We start from the raw sequence: 24,334 nt of genomic DNA, 5'->3' as shown, positions 1-24,334 counted from the left end.
CCCCATGATGACCTCGCGCGAGAATTTACGACATCGGCATTGTATGTCGTCGGCACGCCGATCGGCCATCTGGGCGAACTGTCCGCGCGCGCCATCGCGGCGCTGCGTGCCGCCGACCTGATCGCCTGCGAGGACACGCGGGAAACGTCGCGCCTCGCCCGTCACCTCGGCCTGAACGCGCAACTGGTGGCGGTGCATGAACACAACGAGCGCAGCGGCGCCGAGCGCCTGATCGCAGCGCTGCGCGACGGCCGGCGCGTGGCGCTGGTGTCCGATGCGGGCACGCCGGCGGTGTCCGACCCCGGTGCGCGGGTGGTGCGCGCAGTGCAGGACGCGGGCTTTCGCGTGATACCGATCAGCGGCCCGAGTGCCGCCGTGGTGGCGTTGTCGGCCAGCGGTCTGCTCGACGCACAGTTCCGTTTCATCGGCTTCCTGCCGGTCAAGTCGACGGCGCGTCGCAAGGTGCTGGAATCGTTGCGCGGGCAGGACTGCGCGCTGGTGTTCTACGAAGCGCCGCACCGCATCGTCGAATGCGTCGACGATATCGCCGCGGTGATCCAGCCGGAGCGCGAACTGGTGATCGCCCGCGAACTGACCAAGCTGTTCGAGCAGATCGTGCGCCTGCCGGTATCGGAGGCTGCCGCGTGGCTGGCGGCCGACCCCAACCGCCAGCGCGGCGAATTCGTGCTGCTGCTCGCGGCCGCGCAGCCGGAAGAAGGTCTCGATGCCGCGGCGCGTCGCACGCTGGACCTGCTGCTCGGCGAACTGCCGCCGAGCCGCGCCGTGAAGGTGGCGCAGGCCATCACCGGCGCACCGCGCAAGCTGCTGTACGACCATGCGATGGCGCACGGCACGGATGCGCCGCAGGACGAGGATGCGGGATAATCAGACGATAAGGACGGGCCCGCGTGTGCGCGTGGCCCCTGTGGGAGCGGAGGCGTGTGGGACAGGCACCCTGTCGGAGCGGCGGCCCCGCCGCGATCGTGCAGCGATGGTCGCCTTGCAGCGTGCGCATCGCGGCGGGGCCGCCGCTCCCACAGGTGAGCTACCCACAGGTGTCGCCTTGCCGATGAAGCGTCCGCGGGCAGGGCAAGCCGGCAAGACATACTGACCGCGTATCGCGACCCACATCGCAGAAAGAACAGGAACGCTCTTGAACAGACTGACGCTCACCCGCCCCGACGACTGGCATCTGCACCTGCGCGACGGCGCCGCGCTTGCTGCAGTACTGCCCGATACGGCGCGCCGTTTCGGGCGCGCCATCGTCATGCCCAACCTGCGTCCGCCGGTCACCACGGTGCCGCTGGCGGCGGCCTACCGCGACCGCATCATGGCGGCGCACGCGGCTACGCCCGGTCTGCCGCCCTTCGAGCCGCTGATGGTGCTGTACCTGACCGACAACACGCCGGCCGACGAGATCGACCGCGCCTGCGACAGCGGCTTCGTGCACGCGGTGAAGCTGTACCCGGCCGGGGCCACCACCAATTCCGACTCCGGCGTGACCGACGTGGTGCGTTGCGACGCGGCGCTGGCGCGCATGGCCGAGCGCGGCCTGCCGCTCCTCATCCATGGCGAGGTGACCGATGCCGAGGTGGACGTGTTCGATCGCGAGGCGGTGTTCATTGAGCGCGTGCTGCGCCCGCTGCTGGCGCGCCACCCGACGCTGCGCGTCGTGTTCGAGCACATCACGACCAGGGATGCCGCAGACTTCGTGGCGGCGGCCGGCGACAACATCGCCGCCACCATCACGGCCCATCATCTGCTGATGAACCGCAATGCGATCTTCGCCGGCGGCGTGCGTCCGCATCATTACTGCCTGCCGGTATTGAAACGCGAGGTGCATCGCGTTGCGCTGGTGGCCGCCGCGACCTCGGGCAACCGGCGCTTCTTTCTCGGCACCGACTCGGCGCCGCATGCGAAAGGCACGAAGGAGACGGCGTGCGGCTGTGCCGGCTGCTACACGTCGCATGCCGGCATCGAACTGTATGCCGAGGCCTTCGATGCCGCAGACGCGCTGGACCGGCTGGAGGCTTTCGCCAGCTTCAATGGCCCGGACTGGTACGGTCTGCCGCGCAATACGTCGCGCATCACGCTGCTGCGCGAGTCATGGGAGGTCAAGGCGGAGCAGGAATTTGCCGATGGTGATGTGCTGGTGCCGTTGCGCGCGGGAGAGCGCGTGGCGTGGCGCATCGAACCTGAAAAGGTTGAATGAGTGACCCCATGACACGACTGACCTTGCTGATGCTGCCGCTCGCCGCCCTGCTGGCCGGATGCGAGATCGACAACGCCGCCTACATGATCGAGAACAAGGAACATGCCCTCATCCTCAATCGTGAAAAGCCCTATTTCTGGAGCAGCGAGTACAAGCTGGCCATCGTCGTGTCGCGCATGCCGACCTGCCAGCGCCGTCACGTGATGAAGCCGGCGCGACTGACCGCCGCCAACGTCAGCGTTTTCGACGGCGGCGAGCCGAACCGCTACCTGCTGCGCCAGGGCAGCCGCTGGTATGCCGTGAACACCACCGACTGCGCTTTCGCGGTGGTCGAGAAGCCGGCTGAAGTGCCCGAGGCGATCGGTGTGTTCCGGCGCAAGGACGACGTGCTGACCTTCGTGAAGAGCACGACCGCCGAGGCGGAGCAGCGCTGAGCCCTTCCGCTGCGTGGCCGATCGGTCCACTGCATGCGGGCATGCGGCCGCTGTTCGATGCCCTGTTGCCCGACCTGAAGGCACCCGCTGCCGCCTGGCTGGACGCGCAGGCGGAACGCGTCGGCCGTCCGCGAACGTCCACCGGACATGCGCTGACTTTTGCCGCATCGACACCCGACGATCAGCCGTATGAATCGAGAATCGCCGGCACCGGCTGCGTGGTGACGCGCGATCACAACTGGCACGACACCTTCAATGCGTGGGTGTGGCTGACCTTTCCGCTGACCAAGGCGGCGATGAACCAGTGCCACGCCGCGCATCTCGTGCACACGGCAGACGGCGCCGGGACGCGCGGGCCGGTACGCGATGCGCTGACCCAGTTCGACGAGGACGGGCTGGTGCTGGTATCGGACGACAGCAGCCTGCTGGAGGCCATCCGTCATCACCGCTGGCGCGAGGCGATGTTCGATCGCCGGCGTGCGCTCGAATCCGCCCGGGTATTCGTGATCGGTCATGCGCTGCTGGACAAGGCGCGCGCGCCGCATGTCGGGCTGTGCGCTCGGTCACTGCTGGTGTGCAGCCGCGAACTGGGCTGCGATGCGGCCGCCGTGTCCGCCGGGCAGGTCGACGCCTGGCTGGCGGCGCGGATGGCGCGGGGTGACTGGCCCCGTTCGCCGCGCGACCTGCAGCCGCTGCCCGTGCTCGGTCTGCCCGGCATGACTGCGGACAACACCTGCGCCAGCTACTTTGACGATCGGCGCCAGTTCCGACCGGCACCAGGCCAGCGGTCCCGTCAATGAAAAAGGGCGACCCCTTCGGGTCGCCCTTTTCGCATCTGCCCGCTGTCGTTCAGACCAGCTTGCCGTGGCACTGCTTGTACTTCTTGCCCGAGCCGCAGTGGCAGGGGTCGTTGCGCCCGATCTTCGGACCGGCCGCCGCCGGCGTCGCCGCCGCGTTGCCACCGGCCGGCGGCGCCATCGGATCGACGCCTTCGCCCGCCATCGACGGATCGAATTCGGCGTGCGTGTAGCGCACGTTCTCGAGATCGGGGGCCACCGGTTCGCTGTCCTGGATCTGCTCCGGCGAACGGATTTCGACGTTCATCAGCACGCGCGTCACGTCGGCACGTACCGAATCGAGCAGGCCTTCGAACAGCTCGAACGCTTCGCGCTTGTATTCCTGCTTCGGATTCTTCTGCGCGTAGCCGCGCAGATGGATGCCCTGCCGCAGGTGGTCGAGCGCGGCGAGGTGTTCGCGCCAGTGGCTGTCCAGGCTTTGCAGCATCACGTTGTGTTCGAACTGGCCGAACGACTCCGCGCCGACCAGCGCGACCTTCACCGCATACAGGTCGTCCGACATGACGGTGATGCGCTTGAGCAGGTCGTCATCGGCCAGGTTCGGTTCCGCAGCGATCCAGTCGGCAAGCGGCGCTTCGATGTGGTATTCGGACATGAAGGCCGACGTGGCACCCGGCAAGTCCCATTGCTCTTCCACCGTCTCCGCCGGAATGTACTGGCGGAAGGTGGCTTCGAGCACGCTGTGGCGCATGGCGGTGATCGTCTCCGCGATGTTGCCGGCTTCCAGCAGCGCGTTGCGTTGTTCGTAGATGACGCGACGCTGGTCGTTGGCCACGTCGTCGTACTCGAGCAGCTGCTTGCGGATGTCGAAGTTGCGCTGTTCGACCTTGCGCTGTGCGGACTCCAGCGAGCGGTTGACCATGGCATGTTCGATCGCCTCGCCTTCCGGCATCTTCAACCGGATCATGATGGCGTTCAGACGTTCGCCGCCGAAGATGCGCATCAGCGAATCTTCGAGTGACAGGTAGAAGCGCGACGAACCCGGGTCGCCCTGACGGCCGGAACGGCCGCGCAACTGGTTGTCGATGCGGCGCGACTCGTGGCGTTCGGTGCCGATGATGTGCAGGCCGCCGGCCGAGATGACCTTCTCGTGCAGCGATGTCCATTCGGTGCGCAGCTTTTCGACGCGTGCCGCGCGATCGGCGTCGTCGATGCTGCTGTCCGCCTGCAGCGCCTGGATGGACTTTTCGACGTTGCCGCCGAGCACGATGTCGGTACCGCGACCCGCCATGTTGGTCGCGATCGTGATCACGCCCGGACTGCCAGCCTGCGCAATGATTTCGGCTTCGCGTTCGTGCTGCTTCGCGTTCAGCACCTGGTGCGGCAGCTTGTCCTTGTTCAGCAGGCCGGACAGCAGCTCCGAACTTTCGATCGAGGTCGTGCCGACCAGCACCGGCTGGCCGCGCTCGTGGCAATCCTTGATGTCGGCAATCACGGCCGCATACTTTTCCGGTGCCGTGCGATACACCAGATCGTTCATGTCCTTGCGGATCATCGGACGATGCGTCGGAATCACGACCGTTTCGAGGCCGTAGATCTGGTGGAATTCGTAGGCTTCGGTATCCGCCGTGCCGGTCATGCCGGCCAGCTTGCCGTACATGCGGAAGTAGTTCTGGAAGGTGATCGACGCCAGTGTCTGGTTCTCGGACTGGATCTGCACGCCTTCCTTCGCTTCGACAGCCTGGTGCAGGCCGTCAGACCAGCGGCGGCCCGGCATCAGACGGCCGGTGAATTCGTCGACGATGATGATTTCGCCGTTCTGCACCACGTACTGCTGATCGCGGAAGTACAGGTTGTGCGCGCGCAGGCTGGCGTACAGGAAGTGCACCAGCGTGATGTTGGCCGGCTCGTACAGGCTCCTGCCTGCTTCGAGCAGGCCCTCGCTGCTGAGGATTTCCTCGGCATGCTCGTGACCGGCTTCGGTCAGCAGCACCGTATGCGCCTTCTCGTCGACCCAGTAGTCGCCCGGACTGTCTTCCTTTTCGCAGCGCGTCAGCCGCGGCGCCACGACGTTGAGTCGCAGGTAGAGATCGGTGTGGTCGTCGGCCTGCCCGGAAATGATCAGCGGCGTGCGCGCCTCGTCGATCAGGATGGAGTCGACCTCGTCGACGATGGCGTAATTCAGACCGCGCTGGACGCGTTCATCCAGCGAATACACCATGTTGTCGCGCAGGTAGTCGAACCCGAATTCGTTGTTCGTGCCGTAGGTGATGTCGGCCGCATAGGCAACGCGCTTCTTGTCGGTCTGCATGCGCGACAGGTTGACGCCGGTGGTCATGCCCAGAAAACCGTACAGCCGCCCCATCATTTCGGCGTCGCGGCTGGCGAGGTAGTCATTCACCGTGACGACATGCACGCCCTTGCCGGACAGCGCATTGAGATACACCGCCAGCGTCGCGGTCAGCGTCTTGCCTTCACCTGTCCGCATTTCAGCGATGCGGCCGCTGTGCAGCATGATGCCGCCCAGCAGCTGAACGTCGAAGTGGCGCAGCCCCAGCACGCGCTTGCTCGCCTCGCGCACGACTGCGAACGCTTCGGGCAGGATGTCATCGAGTGTCTTGCCGTCGGCGAGCTGCTGCCGGAGGCTGACGGTCTTTCCCGCGAGTGCTTCATCGCTCAAAGCCGACAATTCGGATTCGAGTGCATTGATTCGATTGACGACCGAGCGGAACTTGCGCAGCAACCGATCGTTGCGGCTGCCGAAAATCTTGGTGAACAGGGAAGCAATCATCGAAGACTGGGGCCCGTTTCGGGCAAACCGAAGGCGGAAAAGGGTGCGATTCTAGCATGCGGCTGCACAGCCTCCAGCCGGGGCTGCCATACCTGCGCACGCAGGGGGGAGGCGGGCGCCGGAAGGTCGCTCAGTGCTTGTGGCTGCCTGCTTTCGCCTGCTGCAGACCGGCGGGCTGGGCTTTGCGCGCCAGCTCCAGGAAGCGGTTGGGGTTCTGTGCCACGTCCTTCACCCTGACCTCGAAATGCAGGTGCGGACCGGTGGAGCGACCGGTACTGCCGACTTCAGCGATCTTCTGGCCGCGCTTGACGATCATGCCGGTGCTGACTGTGAGCTTGCTCGCATGTGCGTAGCGCGTGCTCAGGTCGCGTCCATGGTCGATCTCGATCATGTTTCCGTACTGCGGATGGTAGGACGCAGCGGTGACCACGCCTGCCGCGGCGGCGATGATGGGCGTGCCCACATCGGCGACGAAATCGACCCCCTCATGCATCGCACGCGAACCATTGAAGGGATCGATGCGCCAGCCGAAGCCCGATGCATTCCAGGCGCCGCCGATCACCGGCAATGTGGAGGGCACGAGGGAGAGGCTGGCCTGGTCGAGCAGCAGTTCGGATTCGATCACCCCGAGGTAATCGTCCTGCTGCGACAGCAGGTCGGCAAAGTGCTTCATCTGCGCTTCGAGTTCGATCGCGGACAGTGCGTTTTCACTGACCAGCGGACCGCCCTGGCCAGGTGGCGGCGAAGTGCGCACCGGTTCGGGCGCCTTGATGCCGGCAAACTTCGCAAGTCGTGAACCGAGGGTGTCGAGCTGGATCAACTGGGCCTGCATCTGCCCCAGCTTGACCGCCATGGTGTTCAGGTTTTCGCGCACGAACTGCTCACTTCGCTGGATTTCCTCGTTGCGGGCGGTCGCGATCATGTCGTCGATCAGCGGCAACTTCCATTCGCTGGCGTGCTTGAGGGTGATGAAGGAGAAGGCTGAAGCGAGGGAAAACACGAGCACCGTGAAGGCAACGAGCGCACTGACGAGGTGCCAGGGCTGGACCGTGATGGCCTTTGCTGTTGTCAGGCGACTGGAAACAAGAATAATCTGCACGCTCGCTCCCGAGTTCTTGTCTATGTCAGCCCGCCGTCTGCACGATCACCTTACAACGCAGGACAGCCTGGCTCAACTTGCCCTGCACGCCAGAACCATCGGTCGCGTGCAACGGGCTTATGAAAAATTTCTGCCACCGGAACTGGCGAACATCAGCCGCGTGTTGAACGTGAAGCAGGGGGTGGTGGTGGTCAGTGCGCCTTCGGGTGCCGTCGCCAACCGACTCAGGCAAGTGTTACCGAGCGTACTGACAGCCGTCCGGGAAAGTTGCAGCGAGGTTACCGAAGTCAGGGTCAAGGTGCAAGCCCATGAAGGACAACAGCTTCCGGCGCGCGCACCCCGTCGCGAGGTCAGTCAGCAGGCGCGTGCGAAGCTCGCCGAAGGCAACGCCGGGCTCGCGCCGGACAGCGCGCTGCGCCGTGCATTGCAGAAGCTGATCGACCGGAACTGATGCGGCGGACGGACCCTAGATGACCAGGACCCGTTCGAGTACGAACAGCGCGCCGATCAGCAGTGCCGCGATGACCGAATACTTCAGCAGCAGCCCGGCCAGCGTCAGGTAGCGCCTGTTGCGCGTGATGACATACGTGATGAAGCAGGCCGCGATCGAAATGACCAGCAGGACGCCGATCAGACGCAGGATGAGCACCGGCCGTCCTCAGGCGAAGGCCGGCAACGACGGGCCGTTGTCCGGCAGCGGCATGAACTGGTTCGACACGGCAGCCGGCGCAGGATGCGAGGCGGCGAAATCCGCCCACTCCCAGGCATCCTGACGGGCCAGCAGTGCGTGCAGCAACTGGTTGTTCAACGCATGTCCCGACTTGTGCGCACTGAAGGCAGCCAGCAACGGATGGCCGATGATGTACAGGTCGCCGATCGCGTCGAGCACCTTGTGCTTCACGAACTCGTCGGCGTAGCGAAGGCCGTCGCTGTTCAGCACACGGTACTCGTCCATCACGATCGCGTTGTCGAGACTGCCGCCCTGTGCAAGGCCGTTCTGGCGCAGGTATTCGACTTCGTGCATGAAGCCGAAGGTGCGCGCGCGCGCCACGTCGTTGACATAGGACTGGTGCGCAAAATCGATCTTCACCTTGGTGCCGGTACGTTCGATCGCCGGATGGCGAAACTCGATGGAGAACTCGAGACTGAACCCTTCGTAGGGTTCGAGCTTCGCCCACTTGTCGCCGTCGCTGACTTCGATGGTTTCGAGCACGCGGATGAACTTCTTCGGTGCCGCCTGCTCGACCACCCCGGCCTGCTGGATCAGATAGACGAACGTCGATGCCGAACCATCCATGATGGGCAACTCGGAGGCGTCGACATCGACGAACACATTGTCCACGCCGAGGCCCGCCAGAGCCGACATCAGGTGCTCGACGGTCGAGATCGTCGCGCCACCGCTGCTGAGGCAGGACGCGAGGCGCGTGTCGCCCACGGCGCGTGCATCGGCGCGTATTTCAACCGGCGGGTCGAGGTCGGTGCGGCGAAAGACGATGCCTGTATCGACGGGCGCGGGGCGCAGGTCGAGATTCACCTTCAATCCCGAATGCAGGCCGACGCCGGTCGCGTGGCTGATTGAGCGGATCGTGCGTTGCCTGATCATGGCGTATGGGGATGACCGATTCGAAAAGCGGATTTTATCCCAGCTCGGTGTAATACCCGTGTAACACGACGTTTCCGGGCTGCAGCAAGGCTGAGCCCGGACTGCAAACGTCGGTTCAGTCGGCCTGCTTGCGCAGGAAGGCCGGGATGTCGAGCGTTTCGACGCCGTTGGCGCGCATCGCTTCGACGGCGCTGGAGGCCGTGCGCCCGCCGCGCCCGCGCATCACGGCCGGGATGTCGAGGTGCGAGTAGTCGGTGCCGTTGCCGGACGCCATCGCCATGTCGTCGGTGCCGGTGCGGATGATGGTCATCGGCGGCTTGCTGCTCATTGCGCGCGGTGCGCCGAGCCCGGTTGCCACGACGGTGACGCGCAGGCGGTCGTCCATCGTTTCGTCGAACACGGTGCCGAAGATCACGTGCGCACCTTCGGCCGCGAAGGCGCGCACGGTTTCCATCGCGTCCTTCACTTCCTTCATCTTCAGCGAGCGGCTGGCGGTGATGTTGACCAGCACGCCACGGGCACCCGACAGCTCGACGCCTTCGAGCAGCGGGCTGGCGACGGCCTGTTCGGCGGCGATGCGCGCGCGGTCCATGCCGGCCGCTTCGGCCGAACCCATCATGGCGCGACCCATTTCGCCCATCACGGTGCGCACGTCCTGGAAGTCGACGTTCACCAGGCCCGGAATGTTGATGATTTCGGCGATGCCGCCGACGGCATTGCGCAACACGTTGTCGGCCGCCTTGAAACCATCTTCGAGACTGGCGTCCTCGCCGAGCACTTCCATCAGCTTCTCGTTCAGCACGACGATCAGCGAATCGACATTCTTCGCCAGTTCGTCGATGCCGGTTTCGGCCGCACGCATGCGGTTCTCGTAATCGAAGGGCTTGGTCACGACAGCGACCGTCAGGATGCCCATTTCCTTGGCGACTTCGGCCACGATCGGCGCGGCGCCGGTGCCCGTGCCGCCGCCCATGCCGGCCGTGATGAACACCATTTCGGCGCCACGCAGCTGGTCGGCGATGTATTCGCGATATTCGTCTGCCGCGCTGCGGCCCACTTCCGGCTTGGCGCCTGCGCCGCGGCCGTTCTTGCCGAGCTGGATCTTGATCGGGGCGAGGCTGCGATTCAGCGCCATGCCGTCGGTGTTGGCGGCAATGAACTCAACGCCATTCACACCTTCCCGAATCATGTGGTCCACCGCATTGCCGCCTGCTCCGCCGACGCCGATGACCTTGATCACTGCCCCCACGGGTTCCTTGTCGAGAATCTCGAACATACCGCCTCCTGTCTATACAAAGATGCCTCTAAGCCCGAGGGCTCGCGAGCAGCGAAAAGCCGAATGCTTGTGGTGAACCACTACATTTAGTGATTTTTAACAAGTATACGACTAAACTTAGTGCAACGCATGACGTAGATGCCGTTTGAGTCGCATTTTCAAAAATTTCTTTCGAACCATGAGCGCATGTTCGCCAGCACCTGGCGAACGTTGCGCCCGTCGCGTGCAACCTGTCCGCGGCGGCGCTGTGCAGCCCCTTCCATGACCAGCCCGATCGCCGTTGCGTAACGCGGATGGCGCACCACGTCGGCGAGGTTTCCGCTGTACTCGGGCACCCCGATGCGAGCCGGCAGGTGGAACACGTCTTCGGCCAGATCCGCCATGCCGCGCATGGTCGCGCTGCCGCCGGTCAGCACGATGCCGGATGACAGCAGTTCCTCGTAGCCGCTGCGCCGCAGCTCGGCCTGCACCAGTTCGAACAACTCGGATACGCGCGGCTCGATCACGTCGGCCAGCGCCTGTCGCGACATGCGGCGCGGGCCGCGGTCGCCGATGCCCGGCACCTCGATCATGTCTTCCGCGTCGGCCAGTGCAGACATCGCGACGCCGAAGTGCAGCTTGATGTCTTCGGCTTCGGCCGTCGGGGTGCGCATCGCCATCGCGATGTCGTTGGTGATCTGATCGCCGGCGATCGGAATGACCGCCGTGTGGCGGATCGCACCCTGCGTGAAGATGGCGATATCCGTGGTGCCGCCGCCGATGTCGACCAGACAGACGCCCAGATCCTTTTCGTCCTCGGACAGCGTGGCCTGGCTCGAAGCCAGCGGCTGGAGCACCAGATCGACGACTTCGAGGCCGCAGCGGCGCACGCACTTGATGATGTTCTGCGCCGCCGACACCGCTCCGGTCACGATGTGCACGCGCACTTCGAGTCGCTTGCCGCTCATGCCGATCGGCTCGCGTACGCCGTCCTGGCCGTCGATGATGAATTCCTGCGTCAGCGTATGCAGGATTTCCTGATCGGCCGGTATCGGCATGGCGCGCGCGGTTTCGACCACCCGCTCCAGGTCCAGCCGGGTCACTTCCTTGTCCTTGATCGCGACGACGCCGTTCGAATTGAAGCTGCGGATGTGGCTGCCGGCGATGCCCGTGAACACCTCGCGCACCTTGCATTCGGCCATCAGTTCGACTTCCTGGATGACGCGCGAAATCGAATCCACGGTGGCTTCGATGTTGACCACGACGCCCTTCTTCAGCCCCTGTGATTCCTGCGAGGCAAGACCGAGGATGTCGAGTCGGCCATCGGGCCCCAACTGGGCGATGACGGCCGAAATCTTCGACGTGCCGATGTCGAGTCCGACGATGAGGTCCTTGCTGTCTCGTGTCATGGTCTTTCCTGGGTGGCTGTGCTGCCGGTACGTATCGCGTAGCCGTTGGGGTAACGAAGGTCGGCGTATAGGATCTTCTGTGCGCCTTCGCGTGACACGGCCGGCTGGGTCGTGACATAGCGCGCGAGGCGCGTGGCGATCGGCGTCTTGTCGTCGTCGCGACCGAGCTCGAGGCGGGAGCCGTCGTCGAGCAGCAGTTGCCAGGCTTCGCGGCGGGTCAGGGCCATCTTGTCGATCCGCCGTTGCAGCGGCGACAGCGTTGCGCTCCATTCGAGGTGCCGCTGCAGCATCGTCGAAGCCTGTTCGTCCGGGCCGATGAACAGTGGCAGCGTGCGGTCGTGGTCGGCGGCAAACAGTTCGCCCTGCGTATTCACCATGCGTGACGGCGTGTTGTCCGGCACCCACCAGCGTGCGGCGGCCCTGTGCTCTTCGAGCTCGACCTCGATGAAACCGGGCCAGACGCGTCGCACCGCTGCATTGCGCACCCAGGGCAGTTGTTCGAACACTTCGCGCGCGCGCTCGATGTCGGTCGTCAGAAAATTGCCGTTCACCGCGCGCCGCGCCGCGTCCTCGATCTGGGCGGTCGTCAGGTGAGTGGGGGCACGGTCCAGCGTGACGGCCTGCAGCGGCAGCAGCGGCAGGCGCGTGACGCCGAGCACCAGCGCGTAGATCAGTGCGGCACCGGCCAGCAGCAGGATGCAGTCGGCAATCATCGTGAGCGCACGCGGGCTGTCCCACAGTCCGCCCTCGTCGGCCGGAACACCGGGTTTGCGTCGCGCGGGGGCTCCCCTAGCCAAGACGTGCCGACTCCAGGATGCGCAGGCACAGTTCGCCGAATTCGATGCCGACCGCCCGTGCGGCCATCGGTACCAGCGAATGCGAGGTCATGCCGGGCGAGGTGTTGATTTCGAGCAGCCAGGGCTTGCCGTCCTGTCCCAGCATCAGATCCGCACGGCCCCAGCCGCGGCAGTCGATGAGGCGCGCAGCACGCATCACCAGGGCCTGTATTTCCTGTTCGAGCTCCTCGTCCAGTCCGCTCGGGCAGTGGTACTTCACCTCGTCGGTGAAATACTTGTTCTGGTAGTCGTAGTTGCCGCGCGGCGCTTCGATGCGGATCAGCGGCAGCGCCAGTTCGCCGATAAAGGGTGCGGTCAGTTCCTGGCCCGAGATGAACTGTTCGGCCAGCACCAGCGGGTCGCAGCGGGCGGCGGTTTCGTAGGCGGCGGGCAGTTCCGCCAGCGTGTTCACGCGGGTTGCTCCGACGCTCGATCCTTCGCGCGCCGGCTTGACGAACAGCGGCAGCCCGAGCTCGGCCGCGACGGCGGCGAAGTCGGTGCCGGCGTGCAGCAGCTTGTAGCGCGGTGTCGGCAATCCGGCCGACAGCCACACCATCTTGGTGCGCCACTTGTCCATGCCGATGGCGGACGCCATCACGCCGCTGCCGGTGTAGGGAATACCGAGGCATTCGAGCGCGCCCTGGATCGTGCCGTCCTCGCCGCCGCGGCCATGCAGCGCGATGAAGGCGCGCTCGAAGCCATCGCGCTTCAGTTCCCACAGATCGCGCTCGGCCGGATCGAAGGCGTGCGCATCCACGCCTTGCTCGCACAGTGCCGCGAGTACCGCGCTGCCCGACATGATGGAAATCTCGCGTTCGGCGGAACGTCCGCCGAACAGCACGGCGACCTTGCCGACAGACTGTGGAGTGGGTGTGCTCATGTGCGGTCCTGATCCTGTGCAAATTTCGATGGCAACTGGCCGATGGAACCCGCGCCCATGCCGACCACGACGTCGCCGTCGCGCACCGTGTCGAGCAGCGTCTGCGGCAGTTCGGCGATGTCCTCGACGAACACCGGTTCGACCTTGCCGGCGACGCGCAGCGCGCGTGCCAGTGCGCGGCCGTCGGCCGCGACGATGGGCGCTTCGCCTGCGGCATAGACTTCGGTCAGCACGACCGCGTCGGCGCCCGACAGCACGCGCACGAAATCCTCGAAGCAGTCGCGGGTGCGTGTGTAGCGGTGCGGCTGGAAAGCCAGCACGATGCGCCGGCCGGGAAAGGCGCCGCGGGCCGCGTCCAGCGTTGCGGCCATTTCGACCGGGTGATGGCCGTAGTCATCGACCAGCGTGAAGTGGCCGCCGGCCGGCAGTGCGATTTCGCCATGCCGTGTGAAGCGCCGGCCCACGCCCTTGAACTCCGACAGCGCGCGCGCGATGGCTTCATCCGGCACGCCGACCTCGTTCGCCACGGCGATCGCGGCGAGCGCATTGCGCACGTTGTGCAGGCCGGGCAGGTTCAGTTCGACCGGAATGCGCGTCGTCGTGCCATTGATGCGCACCGCGTCGAACAGCATCCGCGTGCCGTCGGCGCGCACGTTTTCGGCACGTACCTGGGCGGCCGGATCGAGGCCGTAGCGGATGATCTGCTTGGGTACCTGCGGCATGATTTCGCGCACATTCGCGTCGTCCACGCACAGCACGGCCACGCCGTAGAAGGGCAGCCGGTTGAGAAAATCGACGAAGGCCTGCTTCAGTTTCGAGAAGTCGTGGCCATAGGTGTCCATGTGATCGGCGTCGATATTGGTCACCACCGACACCACCGGCGACAGGAACAGGAAGGACGCATCCGATTCGTCGGCCTCCGCAACCAGGAATTCGCCGGTACCGAGCCGGGCGTTGGCACCGGCCGAATTCAGGCGGCCGCCGATGACGAAGGTCGGGTCCAGTCCGCCTTCGGCCAGGCAACTGGCGATCAGCGATGTGGTGGTCGTCTTGCCATGCGTGCCGGCCACGGCAACGCCCTGCTTGATGCGCATCAGCTCGGCCAGCATCTGCGCGCGCGGCACCACCGGAATGCGCCGTTCGCGCGCGCTGACCACCTCCGGGTTGTCTGCGCTGACCGCGGTCGAGGTGACCACCGCGTCTGCGCCGGCGATGTTGTGCGCCGCGTGGCCCTGCACCACGCGTGCACCGAGGCTGGCCAGCCGGCGCGTCACCGCGTTGTCGGCCAGGTCCGAGCCGCTGACGACATAGCCCTGGTTGAGCAGCACTTCGGCGATGCCGCTCATCCCGGAGCCACCGATGCCGATGAAATGGATGTGACTGATCTTGTGTTTCATGTCGGGTCCTTGCGCGCGATGGCAGCGCAGATGTCGGCCACTTCGGCTGCCGCGCCGGGGCGCGCCAGCGCGCGGGCGCGTTGCGCCATGTCGAGCAGTCGCGCGCGATCGAGCGAGCTGAGCAGGGCGGCCAGCGATGTCGCGTCGAGTTCGGTCTGCGGCAGCAGCAGCGCTGCGCCCGCGTCGGCGAGGAAGCGGGCGTTGCCGGTCTGGTGATCGTCGACGGCGTGCGGGAAGGGCACCAGTACCGACGCCACACCGGCGGCGGCGAGTTCAGCCACGGTCAATGCGCCGGCACGGCAGATGACCAGGTCGGCGCCGGCGTAGGCCGCAGCCATGTCCTGGATGAAAGGCGCGAGCGTGCCGGTCACGCCGGCCTTCGCGTACGCGGCTTCCAGCGCCGGCATGTTCTTTTCGCCCGCCTGGTGCACGACCTGCGGCCGCTCGCTTTCCGGTATCAGCGCCAGCGCCTGTGGAACCGCGTCGTTCAGCGCCTGCGCCCCCAGACTGCCACCGACCACGAGCAGGTTCAGCGGACCGCGGCGCGTGGCGAATCGGGCGGTCGGTTCGGGCAGGGCGGCGATGTCGGCGCGCACCGGATTGCCGGTCCATTGGGCACCGGACAGCGCCTTCGGAAAGCCGGCAAGCACGCGGTCGGCCACCCTTGCGAGCACCCGATTGGCCAGTCCGGCGACCGAGTTCTGTTCGTGCAGCACCAGTGGCGTGCCGCGCAGCGCGGCCATCATGCCGCCCGGGAAGGTGACGTATCCGCCGAGGCCCAGCACGACCTGCGGCCTGACCCGCCCGAGCACGCCGAGCGCCTGCCAGAAGCCGCGCAGCAGATTGAGCGGCAGCAACAGCTTGCGCAGCACGCCCTTGCCGCGCAGTGCGCTGAAGCGGATTGACTGCAGTTCGTAGCCGCGCGGTGGCACGATGCGACCTTCCATGCCGTCGGCGTTGCCCAGCCACACGACGCGCCAGCCGCGGCTGCGCAGTTCATCCGCCACCGCCAGACCGGGGTAGATGTGGCCGCCGGTGCCGCCCGCCATGATGAGGGCCGTGCTGCTCATCGCCGGTTCTCCCAGTCGATGCGCAGCAGGATGGCCAGCGCGATGCAATTGACCAGGATGCCCGAGCCGCCGTAGCTCATCAGCGGCAAGGTAAGGCCCTTGGTCGGCAGGATGCCGACGTTCACGCCCATGTTGATGAAGGCCTGCACGCCGAACCAGATGCCCACGCCCTGCGCGACCAGGCCGGCGTAGGCGCGCTCGAGCAGCAGCGCACGCCGGCCGATCGCGAACGCGCGATGCACCACGAGCGCGAACAATGCGATCACCGTGGCGACACCGATCAGACCGAGTTCCTCGCCGATCACCGCGAGCAGGAAGTCGGTGTGCGCTTCGGGCAGGTAGAACAGTTTTTCGACGCTGCCACCCAGCCCGACGCCGAACCATTCGCCGCGCCCGAACGCGATCAGCGAGTGCGTCAGCTGATAGCCCTTGCCGAGCGGATCGTTGTTGAACGGATCAAGGAAGGCGATGAAGCGGCCCCAGCGCAGTTCGTTGAAGCGGATCAGCGTCGCGAAGCCGATGATCGCCACCAGCCCGAGCGAAAAGAACAGCTTGCCGTTGATGCCACCGAGGAAAAGCATGCCGAAGGCGATCAGCACGATGACCACGAAGGCACCGTAGTCCGGTTCGGCCACCAGCAGCGCGCCGACCAGCAGGATGACCAGCGCCATCGGCACGAAGGCGCGCCGGAACGAGCCCATCTCGGGCAGGCGGCGCACGATGTAGCTGGCCGCATAGAGCACGGTGAACAGCTTCACCAGTTCCGACGGCTGGATATTCACCGGGCCGAGATTGATCCAGCGGCGCGAGTTGTTCACCACGCTGCCGATGCCCGGGATCAGCACCAGCACGAGCAGCACGATGCCGCCGAGAAACAGCCACATCGACCAGGCCTGCCAGGTGCGTACCGGTACCTGAAAGGCCATCAGCGCCGCCACGCCGCCGATGGCGAGGAACACCGCCTGGCGGATCAGGAAGAAGTCGGGCCGGTTGCCGGTAAACCGGCTGCTGTCCGCGACCGCGATTGATGCCGAATAGACCATCACGAGACCGATCAACAGAAGCGCGACCGCCGGCCACAGCAGCCACGGGTCGAGTTCGGCCGGGCGCGGTCCGCTGCCCGGCAGGCGAGGCGCATCGAGGCGCATGCTGCCGCTCATGAGTGCGCTCCCTGCAGGATCGCGAGGCGGCGCGCTTCGGCGATGAACACCTCGGCGCGGTGCGCATAGTGGCGGAACATGTCGAGGCTGGCGCAGGCCGGCGACAGCAGCACGGCGTCGCCCGGCTGTGCGGCGTCGAACGCTGCGCGGGTGGCTTCCTCCAGCGTGGCGAAAGCGCGGTGCGATACAGCGTGGTCGGCCAGCACAGCCGCGATGGAAGATGCGTCGCGGCCGATCAGCGCGCAGAACCTTGCGTGACGCGCACACACCGGCCCGAGCGGCGCGAAGTCCTGACCTTTGCCGTCGCCGCCGAGAATGATGTTCAGCGGCCGGCCCAGTCCTTCGATCGCGGCGACGGTGGCACCGACATTGGTGCCCTTGGAATCGTCGATGAAGCGGATGCCGTCGATGTCGAGTACGGTTTCGACGCGGTGCGGCAGTCCGGCAAAATCCTTCAGCGCCGCGATGCAGTCATCCTGCGGGAGGCTGATCGCCTCGCACAGCGCCAGCGCGGCCAACGCGTTGTGTGCGTTGTGGCGACCGGAAAGTTTCATGTCGTCGAGCGCCAGCAATGGCTGTGCGCCGCGCACCAGCTGCAGCCTGCCGCCGACTTCGGCCAGCCCGTAGTCGTTGCCCGGGGGGGCGCCATCCCCGAAGCGGATCGATTGCACGCCGGGGCGTTGCATCGCTCGAACATGGCAGTCGTCGCGGTTGAGCACCTGCACCGTGTGCGTGCCGAAAATGTGCGCCTTGGCCGCTGCATAGGCCGTCATACCTCCCGGGTGACGATCGAGGTGGTCCTGCGTCACGTTCAGCACGGTGGCCGCGTCGGCCTCCAGCGTGTCGGTGGTTTCGAGCTGGAAGCTCGACAGCTCGAGCACCCACACGTCGGGCACGACGCCCTCGTCGAGCACGCGCATCAGCGCATCGAGCGCCGCCGGGGAAATGTTGCCGGCCACCTCGGTACGCAGGCCGCAGGCGCGGCACAGCGCACCGGTCAGCGCGGTGGTGGTGGTCTTGCCGTTGGTGCCGGTGACCGCGATGACCTTCGTGCGTTCGCGCCAGCCCAGCTCGCGCAGCGCGCGCGCGAACAACTCGATTTCGCCGACCACCTCGATGCCGCGGCGGGTCGCCTCCAGCACCAGCGGTTCGTGCGGCGCCAGTCCGGGCGACAGCGCGAGCAGCGCAATGTCGTCGAGCAGGCTGTCATCGAACGGGCCGCAACGCAGTTCTGCAGCCGGGATGTCGCGCGCCAGCGCGTCCATGCCGGGCGGCGCGGTGCGGCTGTCGGCCACGCGCAGCACGGCGCTCTGGCGCCCGCACCAGCGCGCCATGGCCAGCCCGGATTCACCGAGGCCGAGGATGAGGACGTGGGTTCCGAGAAGGCTCATCAGCGCAGCTTCAGGGTCGAAAGGCCGAACAGCACCAGCATCAGCGTGATGATCCAGAAGCGCACGACCACCTGCGTTTCCTTCCATCCGCCCAGCTCGTAATGGTGGTGCAGCGGTGCCATGCGGAAGATGCGCTTGCCGCCGGACCACTTGAAGTAGAGCACCTGGATCATCACCGACAGCGTTTCGGCGACGAACAGGCCACCCATGATGAACAGCACGATTTCCTGTCGCACGACCACCGCCACGGTGCCGAGTGCGGCGCCCAGCGCCAGTGCGCCGACGTCGCCCATGAATACTTCCGCCGGGTAGGCGTTGAACCACAGGAAACCGAGACCGGCACCGCACAGCGCGCCGCAGAAGATGGCCAGCTCACCGGCGCCCGGGATGAAGGGCACACCGAGATAGCGCGAAAACACCGCGTTGCCGGCGACGTAGGCGAAGATGGCCAGCGCGCCGCTGACCATCACGGCCGGCATCGTGGCCAGACCATCGAGGCCGTCGGTCAGGTTCACCGCGTGGCTGGTGCCGACGATGACGAAGTAGGTCAGCACCATGAAGCCGAAGGCGCCCAGCGGATAGGCGACCGATTTGAAGAACGGCACGATCAGGTCGAGCTGGGCCGGTACCTGCGGCGTCAGCCCGAGGTAGACGGCGGCACCGGCAGCGAAGATGGACGACCAGAAGAACTTGGCGCGTGCCGACAGGCCCTTGGGATTGCGATGCACGACCTTGCGCCAGTCATCGACCCAGCCCACTGCGCCGAAGCCCAGCGTGACGATGAGCACCACCCAGATGTAACGGTTCGACAGGTCGGCCCACAGCAGCGTGGTCAGGCCGAGCGAAATCAGGATCAGCGCGCCGCCCATGGTGGGCGTGCCGGCCTTGGTCAGGTGCGATTTGGGTCCGTCGTCGCGCACCGACTGACCGATCTTGTATTCGGTCAGCTTGCGGATGAGCAGCGGTCCGAAGGTCCAGCAGATCGCCAGCGAGGTCATCATGGCCAGCACCGCGCGCAACGTGATGTAGTTGAACACGTTGAAGGCGCGTGTGTCCTGGGCCAGCCAGCGGGTCAGTTCAAGAAGCATGGGAATCCTGTATGGAAGGTTCGACGAGTGCTTCTGCGATGCGCTCCATGCGCATGAATCGCGAGCCTTTCACCAGCACCGTGGTGTCGGCGTCGAGTTGCGGACGCAGTGCGGCGGCGATGGCGGCCTGATCGGTGTAGTGCACGGCGCCCGGACCGAACGCGGTGACCGCGTCGACACTGGCTTCACCCAGCGCATGCAGCGCGTGGATGCCGCGTTCGCGCGCGTAGGCGCCGGCTTCGCGATGGAAGGCCGGACCCTGATCGCCCACCTCGCCCATGTCGCCGAGCACAAGCACGCGCCGGCCCTTCGCGCCGGCCAGCACGTCGATGGCGGCGCGCACCGAATCCGGATTGGCGTTGTAGCTGTCGTCGATGACCGTGCTGCCGGCAGCGCCGCGCTTGACCTGCTGGCGTCCCTTGACGCCTTCGAAGTGGTTCAGCGCCCACACCGCGGCCGCCATGTCGGCGCCGGCGGCGAGGCTGGCGGTGGCGGCGCACAAGGCGTTGCGCGCGTTGTGCAGGCCAGGCACGCGCAGCATGATCTGCGCCGTGCCGAACACGCCGTGCAGGTCGAGCCGGTAACCGAGTCCCACCGGCGTCGCGGTGGCGCCGACGTCGGCGTCCGGCGAAAAGCCGAAACGCAGCGTGTGGCGTCCGCTGTTTCGGCCAGCCCAGTACTCGGCGAAGTCGTCATCGGCATTGATGACGGCGACGCCGTCGGCGCCGAGCGCGTCGAACACGTCGCCGTTCTCGCGTGCCACTTCAGCGACGCTGTTCATGAATTCGAGGTGTTCGCGCTGGGCATTGTTCACCAGAGCGACGGTCGGCTTCGCCATGCCGGCCAGCCAGGCAATTTCGCCCGGGTGGTTCATGCCCATTTCGATCACGGCCAGCCGGTGCGCGTCGCGCAAGCCAAACAGCATCAGGGGCACGCCGATGTCGTTGTTCAGGTTGCCGCGCGTCGCCAGCACCGATCCGGTCGGCCAGCCGACACTCAGTGCATGCGCGCGCAGGATGGCGGCGATCATGTCCTTCACCGTGGTCTTGCCATTGCTGCCGGTGACGCCGATCAGCGGCAGCGTGAAGCGGCTGCGCCAGGCGCGTGCGATGTCGCCCAGCGCGACTCGCGTATCGGCGACGCGGATCAGGGTGCCGGCCGCATGCGCACAGTCCTTGGCGACCACGACCGCCGCGGCGCCCGCCGCCTGCACGTCGGCGATGAAATCATGGGCGTCGAAGCGTTCGCCGCGCAGCGCGACGAACAGGTCACCCGTCGTCACGGCGCGGCTGTCGGTCGAAAAGCCGCCCAGCGCAATGTCCGGCCCGATCAGCGTGCCCCCGCAGGCGCGAGCCGCATCCGACGCGGTCCAGAGCGCGGTCATGCGCAGGCTCCCCAGGCCGCGAGCGCGGCATGTGCCTGTTCGACGTCCGACCATGGCATGCGCCGACCGTCGCGCTCCTGATAGTTCTCATGCCCCTTTCCTGCCAGCAGCACCACGTCGGCGGCGACCGCTTCCGCCACGGCCTGCCGGATCGCCTGCGCGCGGTCGGTGATGCGATGGACGCGTCGGTCTTCGACCGTGCCGCGGGCGATGTCATCGAGGATGGCGTCCGGGTCTTCGCCGCGCGGATTGTCCGAGGTGAGCCATACCTGATGCGCCTGCTCGCACGCCACGGTGCCCATCAGCGGTCGCTTGCCGGCATCGCGTTCGCCGCCGCAGCCGAAGATGCACACCAGCCTGCCGCCGCGGGCCGCCGCGACCGGCTGCAGCGCGATCAAGGCCTGTTCGAGTGCGTCCGGGGTGTGTGCATAGTCGACCACGACAAGCGGCTTGCCCTGACCGCCGATGCCCTGCATGCGTCCGGGGGGCGGCGTCAGGCCGGCGAGTGCGTGCGCCGCGTCATTCAGCGACACGCCGGCATGCAGCAGGCTGCCGGCCACCGCCATCAGGTTCTGTACGTTGAAACGACCGATCAGTGAGGTGCTGATGCGCGCCGAGTGCTGGTCCAGCCCATGCACGAGGTCGAACGATACGCCGTGCGACAGGTCGGCACTGCGCGCGCGCAGCCCGGTCGCGCCTGCCGGCGGGGCGTGATCGAAGGCGCAGGTGGTCACGTCGAGCTGCCCGGCGCACTGCTGCGCCAGCATGCGACCGAACGCGTCATCGGTATTGATCACCGCAGCCTGCAGACCCGGCTGAGCGAACAGCGCAGCCTTGGCGTCGGCGTAGTGCTGCATGTCGCTGTGGTAGTCGAGATGGTCGCGCGTCAGATTTGTGAATACCGCGGTATGCAGTCGCACGCTGTCGATGCGATGCTGATGCAGGCCGATCGACGACACCTCCATCGCGCAGGCGGTGGCGCCGGCGCGCCGCAGGTCGGCCAGGGTCTGATGCACGCTCACCACGTCGGGCGTGGTGTTGGCGGACTCGGTCAGTCGGCCCGGCAGGCCGTTGCCCAGGGTGCCGATGACGCCGCATTCCCGACCGAGCGCGTGCAGCGCCTGGGCGATCCACTGGCTGACCGACGTCTTGCCGTTGGTGCCGGTGATGCCGATCACGTGCAGATGCGCCGACGGCTGATCGAGCAGCGCATCGGCGAGCGCGCCGGCATGGTGGCGCAGATCGTCGATCTCGATCACCGGCGCCTGCGGGTTTGCCCTCGTCGTGGTACCGGCTTCGCACAGCACGGCGGCCGCGCCACGATCGATCGCGACGTCGATGAAGCGACGTCCATCGGTGCGCTCGCCGGGCAGCGCGAAAAAGATGTCGCCGGGCGCGATGTGGCGCGAGTCGGCGCGCAGCGTGCGCGGCTCGACACCATGCCTGGACAGCGCGGCGCGAACCTGTGCGATCACGGCCGCGCTCACGGGACGCCTTTCACCGGAACGCTGACGCGCGCCATCTGCAGCGGTGGCATCGCAGCGTCCGGCGCCACGCCGGTTGCGCGCAAGGTTGCGTTCATGATGTCGGAGAACACCGGCGCAGCCACCTGGCCACCGTAGTGCATGCCGTTCGACGGCTCGTCGATCATCACCGCGACGATGTAGCGCGGGTCGGACACCGGCGCGAAGCCGACGAACGATGCGATGTACTTGTTGGCGTAGGTGCCGCCCTCGAGCTTGTGCGCAGTGCCGGTCTTGCCGGCGACCCGGTAGCCCGGAATCTGCGCCTTCGGTGCGGTGCCGCCCGGGCCGGCGGCGAGCTCGAGCATGCGACGCACTTCGCGCGCGGTCTGTGCCGAAAAAACCTGCAGGCCGTTGATCGGCGGCGTGTCGACGCGGGTCAGCGACAGCGGGATCAGGTCGCCGTCGCGGGCGAACACCAGATAGGCACGCGCCATCTGCATCAGCGTCACCGACAGGCCATGGCCGTAGGACATGGTGGCCTGCTCGACCGGCTTCCAGCCGGCCGGGTTGCGCAGGCGGCCGGCGGCCTCGCCCGGAAAACCCAGCTTGAGCGGGCTGCCGAAGCCGACCTGGTCATAGACGCGCCACATTTCTTCCGGCGTGAACTGCGCGGCAATCTTCGCCACGCCCACGTTCGACGATTTCTGGATCACTTCGGCGACGCTCAGCACACCGTGCGGATGTGCGTCGCCGATGGCGTAGCGGCCGAAGTGCAGCTTGCCCGTGCAGTCGACCGGCGTTTCGAAACTGTAGCGTCCGGCGTCCAGCGCCATGGCGGCGACGAAGGGCTTGATCGTCGAGCCGGGTTCATAGGTGTCGGTGAAGGCGCGATTGCGCAGCGGCGGGCCGGACAGCTGGGCGCGGTTGTTCGGGTTGTAGGTGGGCCAGTTGGCCAGCGCCAGCACCTCGCCGGTACGCGAGTCGAGTACCACCGCGCTGCCGGCCCGCGCCTTGTGTTCGGCCACCGCCTGCTTCAGGCGGCTGTGGGCGAGAAACTGCAGTCGGGTGTCGATGGCCAGGCGCACATCGCCGCCGTCGCGGGGCGGCTTCAGCGTTTCGACGTCCTCGACCACGTTGCGGCGTGCGTCGGTGATGACGCGGCGCGAGCCTTCCTGTCCGGTCAACGGCCGGTTCATCGCCAGTTCGATGCCTTCGAGGCCCTTGTCGTCCATGCCGGTGAAGCCGACGACGTGCGCGCTGACCTCGCCGTGCGGGTAGTAGCGGCGGTATTCCGGTTCGGCGCGGATGCCCGGCAGCTTCAGGGCCAGGATGCGCTGGGCGACGTCGGGTGCCACCTGACGCTTCAGATAGCCGCGGCCGCGCTGCTCGGGAATCTTGCGCGCGACCTCGCGATGGTCCATGTCGAGCAGGTCGGCCAGCTGGCGGATCTGTGCCGCCGAAAGTTTCTCTGCACCGATGTCGCGCGGATTGGCTTTGGCTTTTGCTTCGGTGCGGCTCGGTCGCGCTTCGGCGACGATCGCCGACACCTGGGTGCTCATGGCGAGCACCTGTTCATTGCGGTCGAGCACACGGCCGCGCGACGCAGGTGTCGGCAGCACCTTCGAGAAGCGCTCTTCGCCCTTGCGCTGGTAGAACTCGTTGTCGATCGCCTGCAGCCAGAAGGCGCGCACGAACAGGCCGCCGAACAGCACCATCATGACGATCAGCATGGCGCGCGCACGCCAGGCCGGCAGCAGTTCGGCCAGCAGCGGGTTGTGTGCGAGCTTCATTGCACGGCCTCCGGGCTGTCGAGCACGATGACCTGATTGCGGGCGGGTGCTTGCATCTTCAGCTTGGTTCCGGCGAGATCGGAAATCCGTGCGTGAGCGGCCAGCGTGCCCTGTTCGATCTGCAGTTGCCCCCACTCGGTTTCCAGCATGCGCATGCGCTGGTGTTCGCGTTCGAGCTGCGTGTGCAGACTGCGCGAGCGGTGCTGTGCCGACACCAGCGAAATGGCGCTGGCGAGCAGCAGCAGGATCAGGACGACATGAAGGCGCAACAC

At 66.5% G+C, this 24,334-nt stretch carries 22 protein-coding genes; 5 read left to right on the top strand and 17 right to left on the bottom strand.

The window, feature by feature from the left end:
• Nucleotides 1–39: 39 nt before the first annotated feature.
• The 4 genes from rsmI (at nt 40) to ACTIFF_RS02850 (ending at nt 3,446) form a co-directional block, all read left to right on the top strand.
• Nucleotides 40–885: a 16S rRNA (cytidine(1402)-2'-O)-methyltransferase gene (gene rsmI, locus ACTIFF_RS02865; protein WP_439535770.1), complete on the top strand. Its 846-nt coding sequence runs from the start codon at nt 40–42 to the stop codon at nt 883–885.
• A gap of 268 nt (nt 886–1,153) precedes the next feature.
• The gene (gene pyrC / locus ACTIFF_RS02860) at nt 1,154–2,212 is read left to right on the top strand and encodes a dihydroorotase (protein ID WP_439535459.1); all 1,059 of its coding nucleotides are present in this window, start codon (nt 1,154–1,156) and stop codon (nt 2,210–2,212) included.
• Nucleotides 2,213–2,220: 8 nt separating this feature from the next.
• Nucleotides 2,221–2,646, top strand: a complete 426-nt coding sequence (locus ACTIFF_RS02855; RefSeq protein WP_439535458.1) for a hypothetical protein — start codon at nt 2,221–2,223, stop codon at nt 2,644–2,646.
• Nucleotides 2,647–2,687: 41 nt separating this feature from the next.
• On the top strand, nt 2,688–3,446 hold the full coding sequence (locus ACTIFF_RS02850) for a DUF3025 domain-containing protein (RefSeq protein WP_439535457.1): 759 nt from the start codon (nt 2,688–2,690) through the stop codon (nt 3,444–3,446).
• A 49-nt stretch (nt 3,447–3,495) separates the two neighbouring features.
• Here the strand turns inward: ACTIFF_RS02850 and secA are convergent, their stop codons facing one another.
• A complete protein-coding gene (gene secA / locus ACTIFF_RS02845) occupies nt 3,496–6,234 on the bottom strand; it encodes a preprotein translocase subunit SecA (protein WP_439535456.1) in 2,739 nt (912 codons plus the stop codon).
• A 130-nt stretch (nt 6,235–6,364) separates the two neighbouring features.
• Nucleotides 6,365–7,156 carry a M23 family metallopeptidase gene (locus ACTIFF_RS02840; protein ID WP_439535455.1) on the bottom strand — a complete coding sequence of 264 codons (792 nt, stop codon included), beginning with the start codon at nt 7,154–7,156 and terminating at the stop codon, nt 6,365–6,367.
• Here ACTIFF_RS02840 and ACTIFF_RS02835 point away from each other — a divergent pair.
• A complete protein-coding gene (locus tag ACTIFF_RS02835; RefSeq protein ID WP_439535454.1) occupies nt 7,155–7,784 on the top strand; it encodes a DUF721 domain-containing protein in 630 nt (209 codons plus the stop codon). The genes ACTIFF_RS02840 and ACTIFF_RS02835 overlap by 2 nt on opposite strands.
• 15 nt (nt 7,785–7,799) lie before the next feature.
• On the opposite strand, the gene ACTIFF_RS02830 is transcribed toward ACTIFF_RS02835, so the two are convergent.
• From ACTIFF_RS02830 to ftsL, 15 genes are all read right to left on the bottom strand, one after another.
• Nucleotides 7,800–7,982, bottom strand: coding sequence for a hypothetical protein (locus tag ACTIFF_RS02830; protein WP_439535453.1), 183 nt, complete (start codon nt 7,980–7,982; stop codon nt 7,800–7,802).
• Between the two features lie 9 nt (nt 7,983–7,991).
• Nucleotides 7,992–8,936, bottom strand: coding sequence for a UDP-3-O-acyl-N-acetylglucosamine deacetylase (gene lpxC, locus ACTIFF_RS02825; protein ID WP_439535452.1), 945 nt, complete (start codon nt 8,934–8,936; stop codon nt 7,992–7,994).
• A gap of 115 nt (nt 8,937–9,051) precedes the next feature.
• Complete coding sequence (gene ftsZ, locus ACTIFF_RS02820; protein WP_257093088.1) at nt 9,052–10,212, bottom strand: cell division protein FtsZ; 1,161 nt, start codon at nt 10,210–10,212, stop codon at nt 9,052–9,054.
• Between the two features lie 158 nt (nt 10,213–10,370).
• Nucleotides 10,371–11,600 (bottom strand): cell division protein FtsA, encoded by a 1,230-nt coding sequence (ftsA, locus tag ACTIFF_RS02815; protein WP_306477710.1) that lies wholly within the window; start codon nt 11,598–11,600, stop codon nt 10,371–10,373.
• The gene (locus ACTIFF_RS02810; RefSeq protein WP_439535451.1) at nt 11,597–12,397 is read right to left on the bottom strand and encodes a cell division protein FtsQ/DivIB; all 801 of its coding nucleotides are present in this window, start codon (nt 12,395–12,397) and stop codon (nt 11,597–11,599) included. The genes ftsA and ACTIFF_RS02810 overlap by 4 nt, the downstream gene beginning before the upstream one ends.
• Nucleotides 12,390–13,316: a D-alanine--D-alanine ligase gene (locus ACTIFF_RS02805; RefSeq protein WP_439535450.1), complete on the bottom strand. Its 927-nt coding sequence runs from the start codon at nt 13,314–13,316 to the stop codon at nt 12,390–12,392. Before ACTIFF_RS02805 ends, ACTIFF_RS02810 begins: the two co-directional genes overlap by 8 nt.
• Nucleotides 13,313–14,713 (bottom strand): UDP-N-acetylmuramate--L-alanine ligase, encoded by a 1,401-nt coding sequence (gene murC / locus ACTIFF_RS02800; RefSeq protein ID WP_439535449.1) that lies wholly within the window; start codon nt 14,711–14,713, stop codon nt 13,313–13,315. Before murC ends, ACTIFF_RS02805 begins: the two co-directional genes overlap by 4 nt.
• Nucleotides 14,710–15,783, bottom strand: coding sequence for an undecaprenyldiphospho-muramoylpentapeptide beta-N-acetylglucosaminyltransferase (murG, locus tag ACTIFF_RS02795; protein WP_439535448.1), 1,074 nt, complete (start codon nt 15,781–15,783; stop codon nt 14,710–14,712). The genes murC and murG overlap by 4 nt, the downstream gene beginning before the upstream one ends.
• Nucleotides 15,780–16,943 carry a putative lipid II flippase FtsW gene (gene ftsW, locus ACTIFF_RS02790; protein WP_306477715.1) on the bottom strand — a complete coding sequence of 388 codons (1,164 nt, stop codon included), beginning with the start codon at nt 16,941–16,943 and terminating at the stop codon, nt 15,780–15,782. The genes murG and ftsW overlap by 4 nt, the downstream gene beginning before the upstream one ends.
• A complete protein-coding gene (murD, locus tag ACTIFF_RS02785; protein ID WP_439535447.1) occupies nt 16,940–18,334 on the bottom strand; it encodes a UDP-N-acetylmuramoyl-L-alanine--D-glutamate ligase in 1,395 nt (464 codons plus the stop codon). Before murD ends, ftsW begins: the two co-directional genes overlap by 4 nt.
• On the bottom strand, nt 18,334–19,422 hold the full coding sequence (gene mraY / locus ACTIFF_RS02780) for a phospho-N-acetylmuramoyl-pentapeptide-transferase (RefSeq protein WP_439535446.1): 1,089 nt from the start codon (nt 19,420–19,422) through the stop codon (nt 18,334–18,336). The genes murD and mraY overlap by 1 nt, the downstream gene beginning before the upstream one ends.
• Complete coding sequence (locus ACTIFF_RS02775; protein ID WP_439535445.1) at nt 19,412–20,806, bottom strand: UDP-N-acetylmuramoyl-tripeptide--D-alanyl-D-alanine ligase; 1,395 nt, start codon at nt 20,804–20,806, stop codon at nt 19,412–19,414. Before ACTIFF_RS02775 ends, mraY begins: the two co-directional genes overlap by 11 nt.
• Entirely contained in the window at nt 20,803–22,293 is a 1,491-nt protein-coding gene (locus ACTIFF_RS02770) for a UDP-N-acetylmuramoyl-L-alanyl-D-glutamate--2,6-diaminopimelate ligase (RefSeq protein WP_439535444.1), read from the bottom strand. The genes ACTIFF_RS02775 and ACTIFF_RS02770 overlap by 4 nt, the downstream gene beginning before the upstream one ends.
• Complete coding sequence (locus ACTIFF_RS02765) at nt 22,290–24,062, bottom strand: peptidoglycan D,D-transpeptidase FtsI family protein (RefSeq protein ID WP_439535443.1); 1,773 nt, start codon at nt 24,060–24,062, stop codon at nt 22,290–22,292. The genes ACTIFF_RS02770 and ACTIFF_RS02765 overlap by 4 nt, the downstream gene beginning before the upstream one ends.
• Nucleotides 24,059–24,334 carry a cell division protein FtsL gene (ftsL, locus tag ACTIFF_RS02760; RefSeq protein ID WP_439535442.1) on the bottom strand — a complete coding sequence of 92 codons (276 nt, stop codon included), beginning with the start codon at nt 24,332–24,334 and terminating at the stop codon, nt 24,059–24,061. Before ftsL ends, ACTIFF_RS02765 begins: the two co-directional genes overlap by 4 nt.

The organism is Methyloversatilis sp., from assembly GCF_051861465.1.
Classification (GTDB): Bacteria; Pseudomonadota; Gammaproteobacteria; order Burkholderiales; family Rhodocyclaceae; genus Methyloversatilis.
The sequence above is the reverse complement of the archived record's forward strand: the minus strand, read 5'-3'. Positions and strand labels throughout refer to the sequence as shown.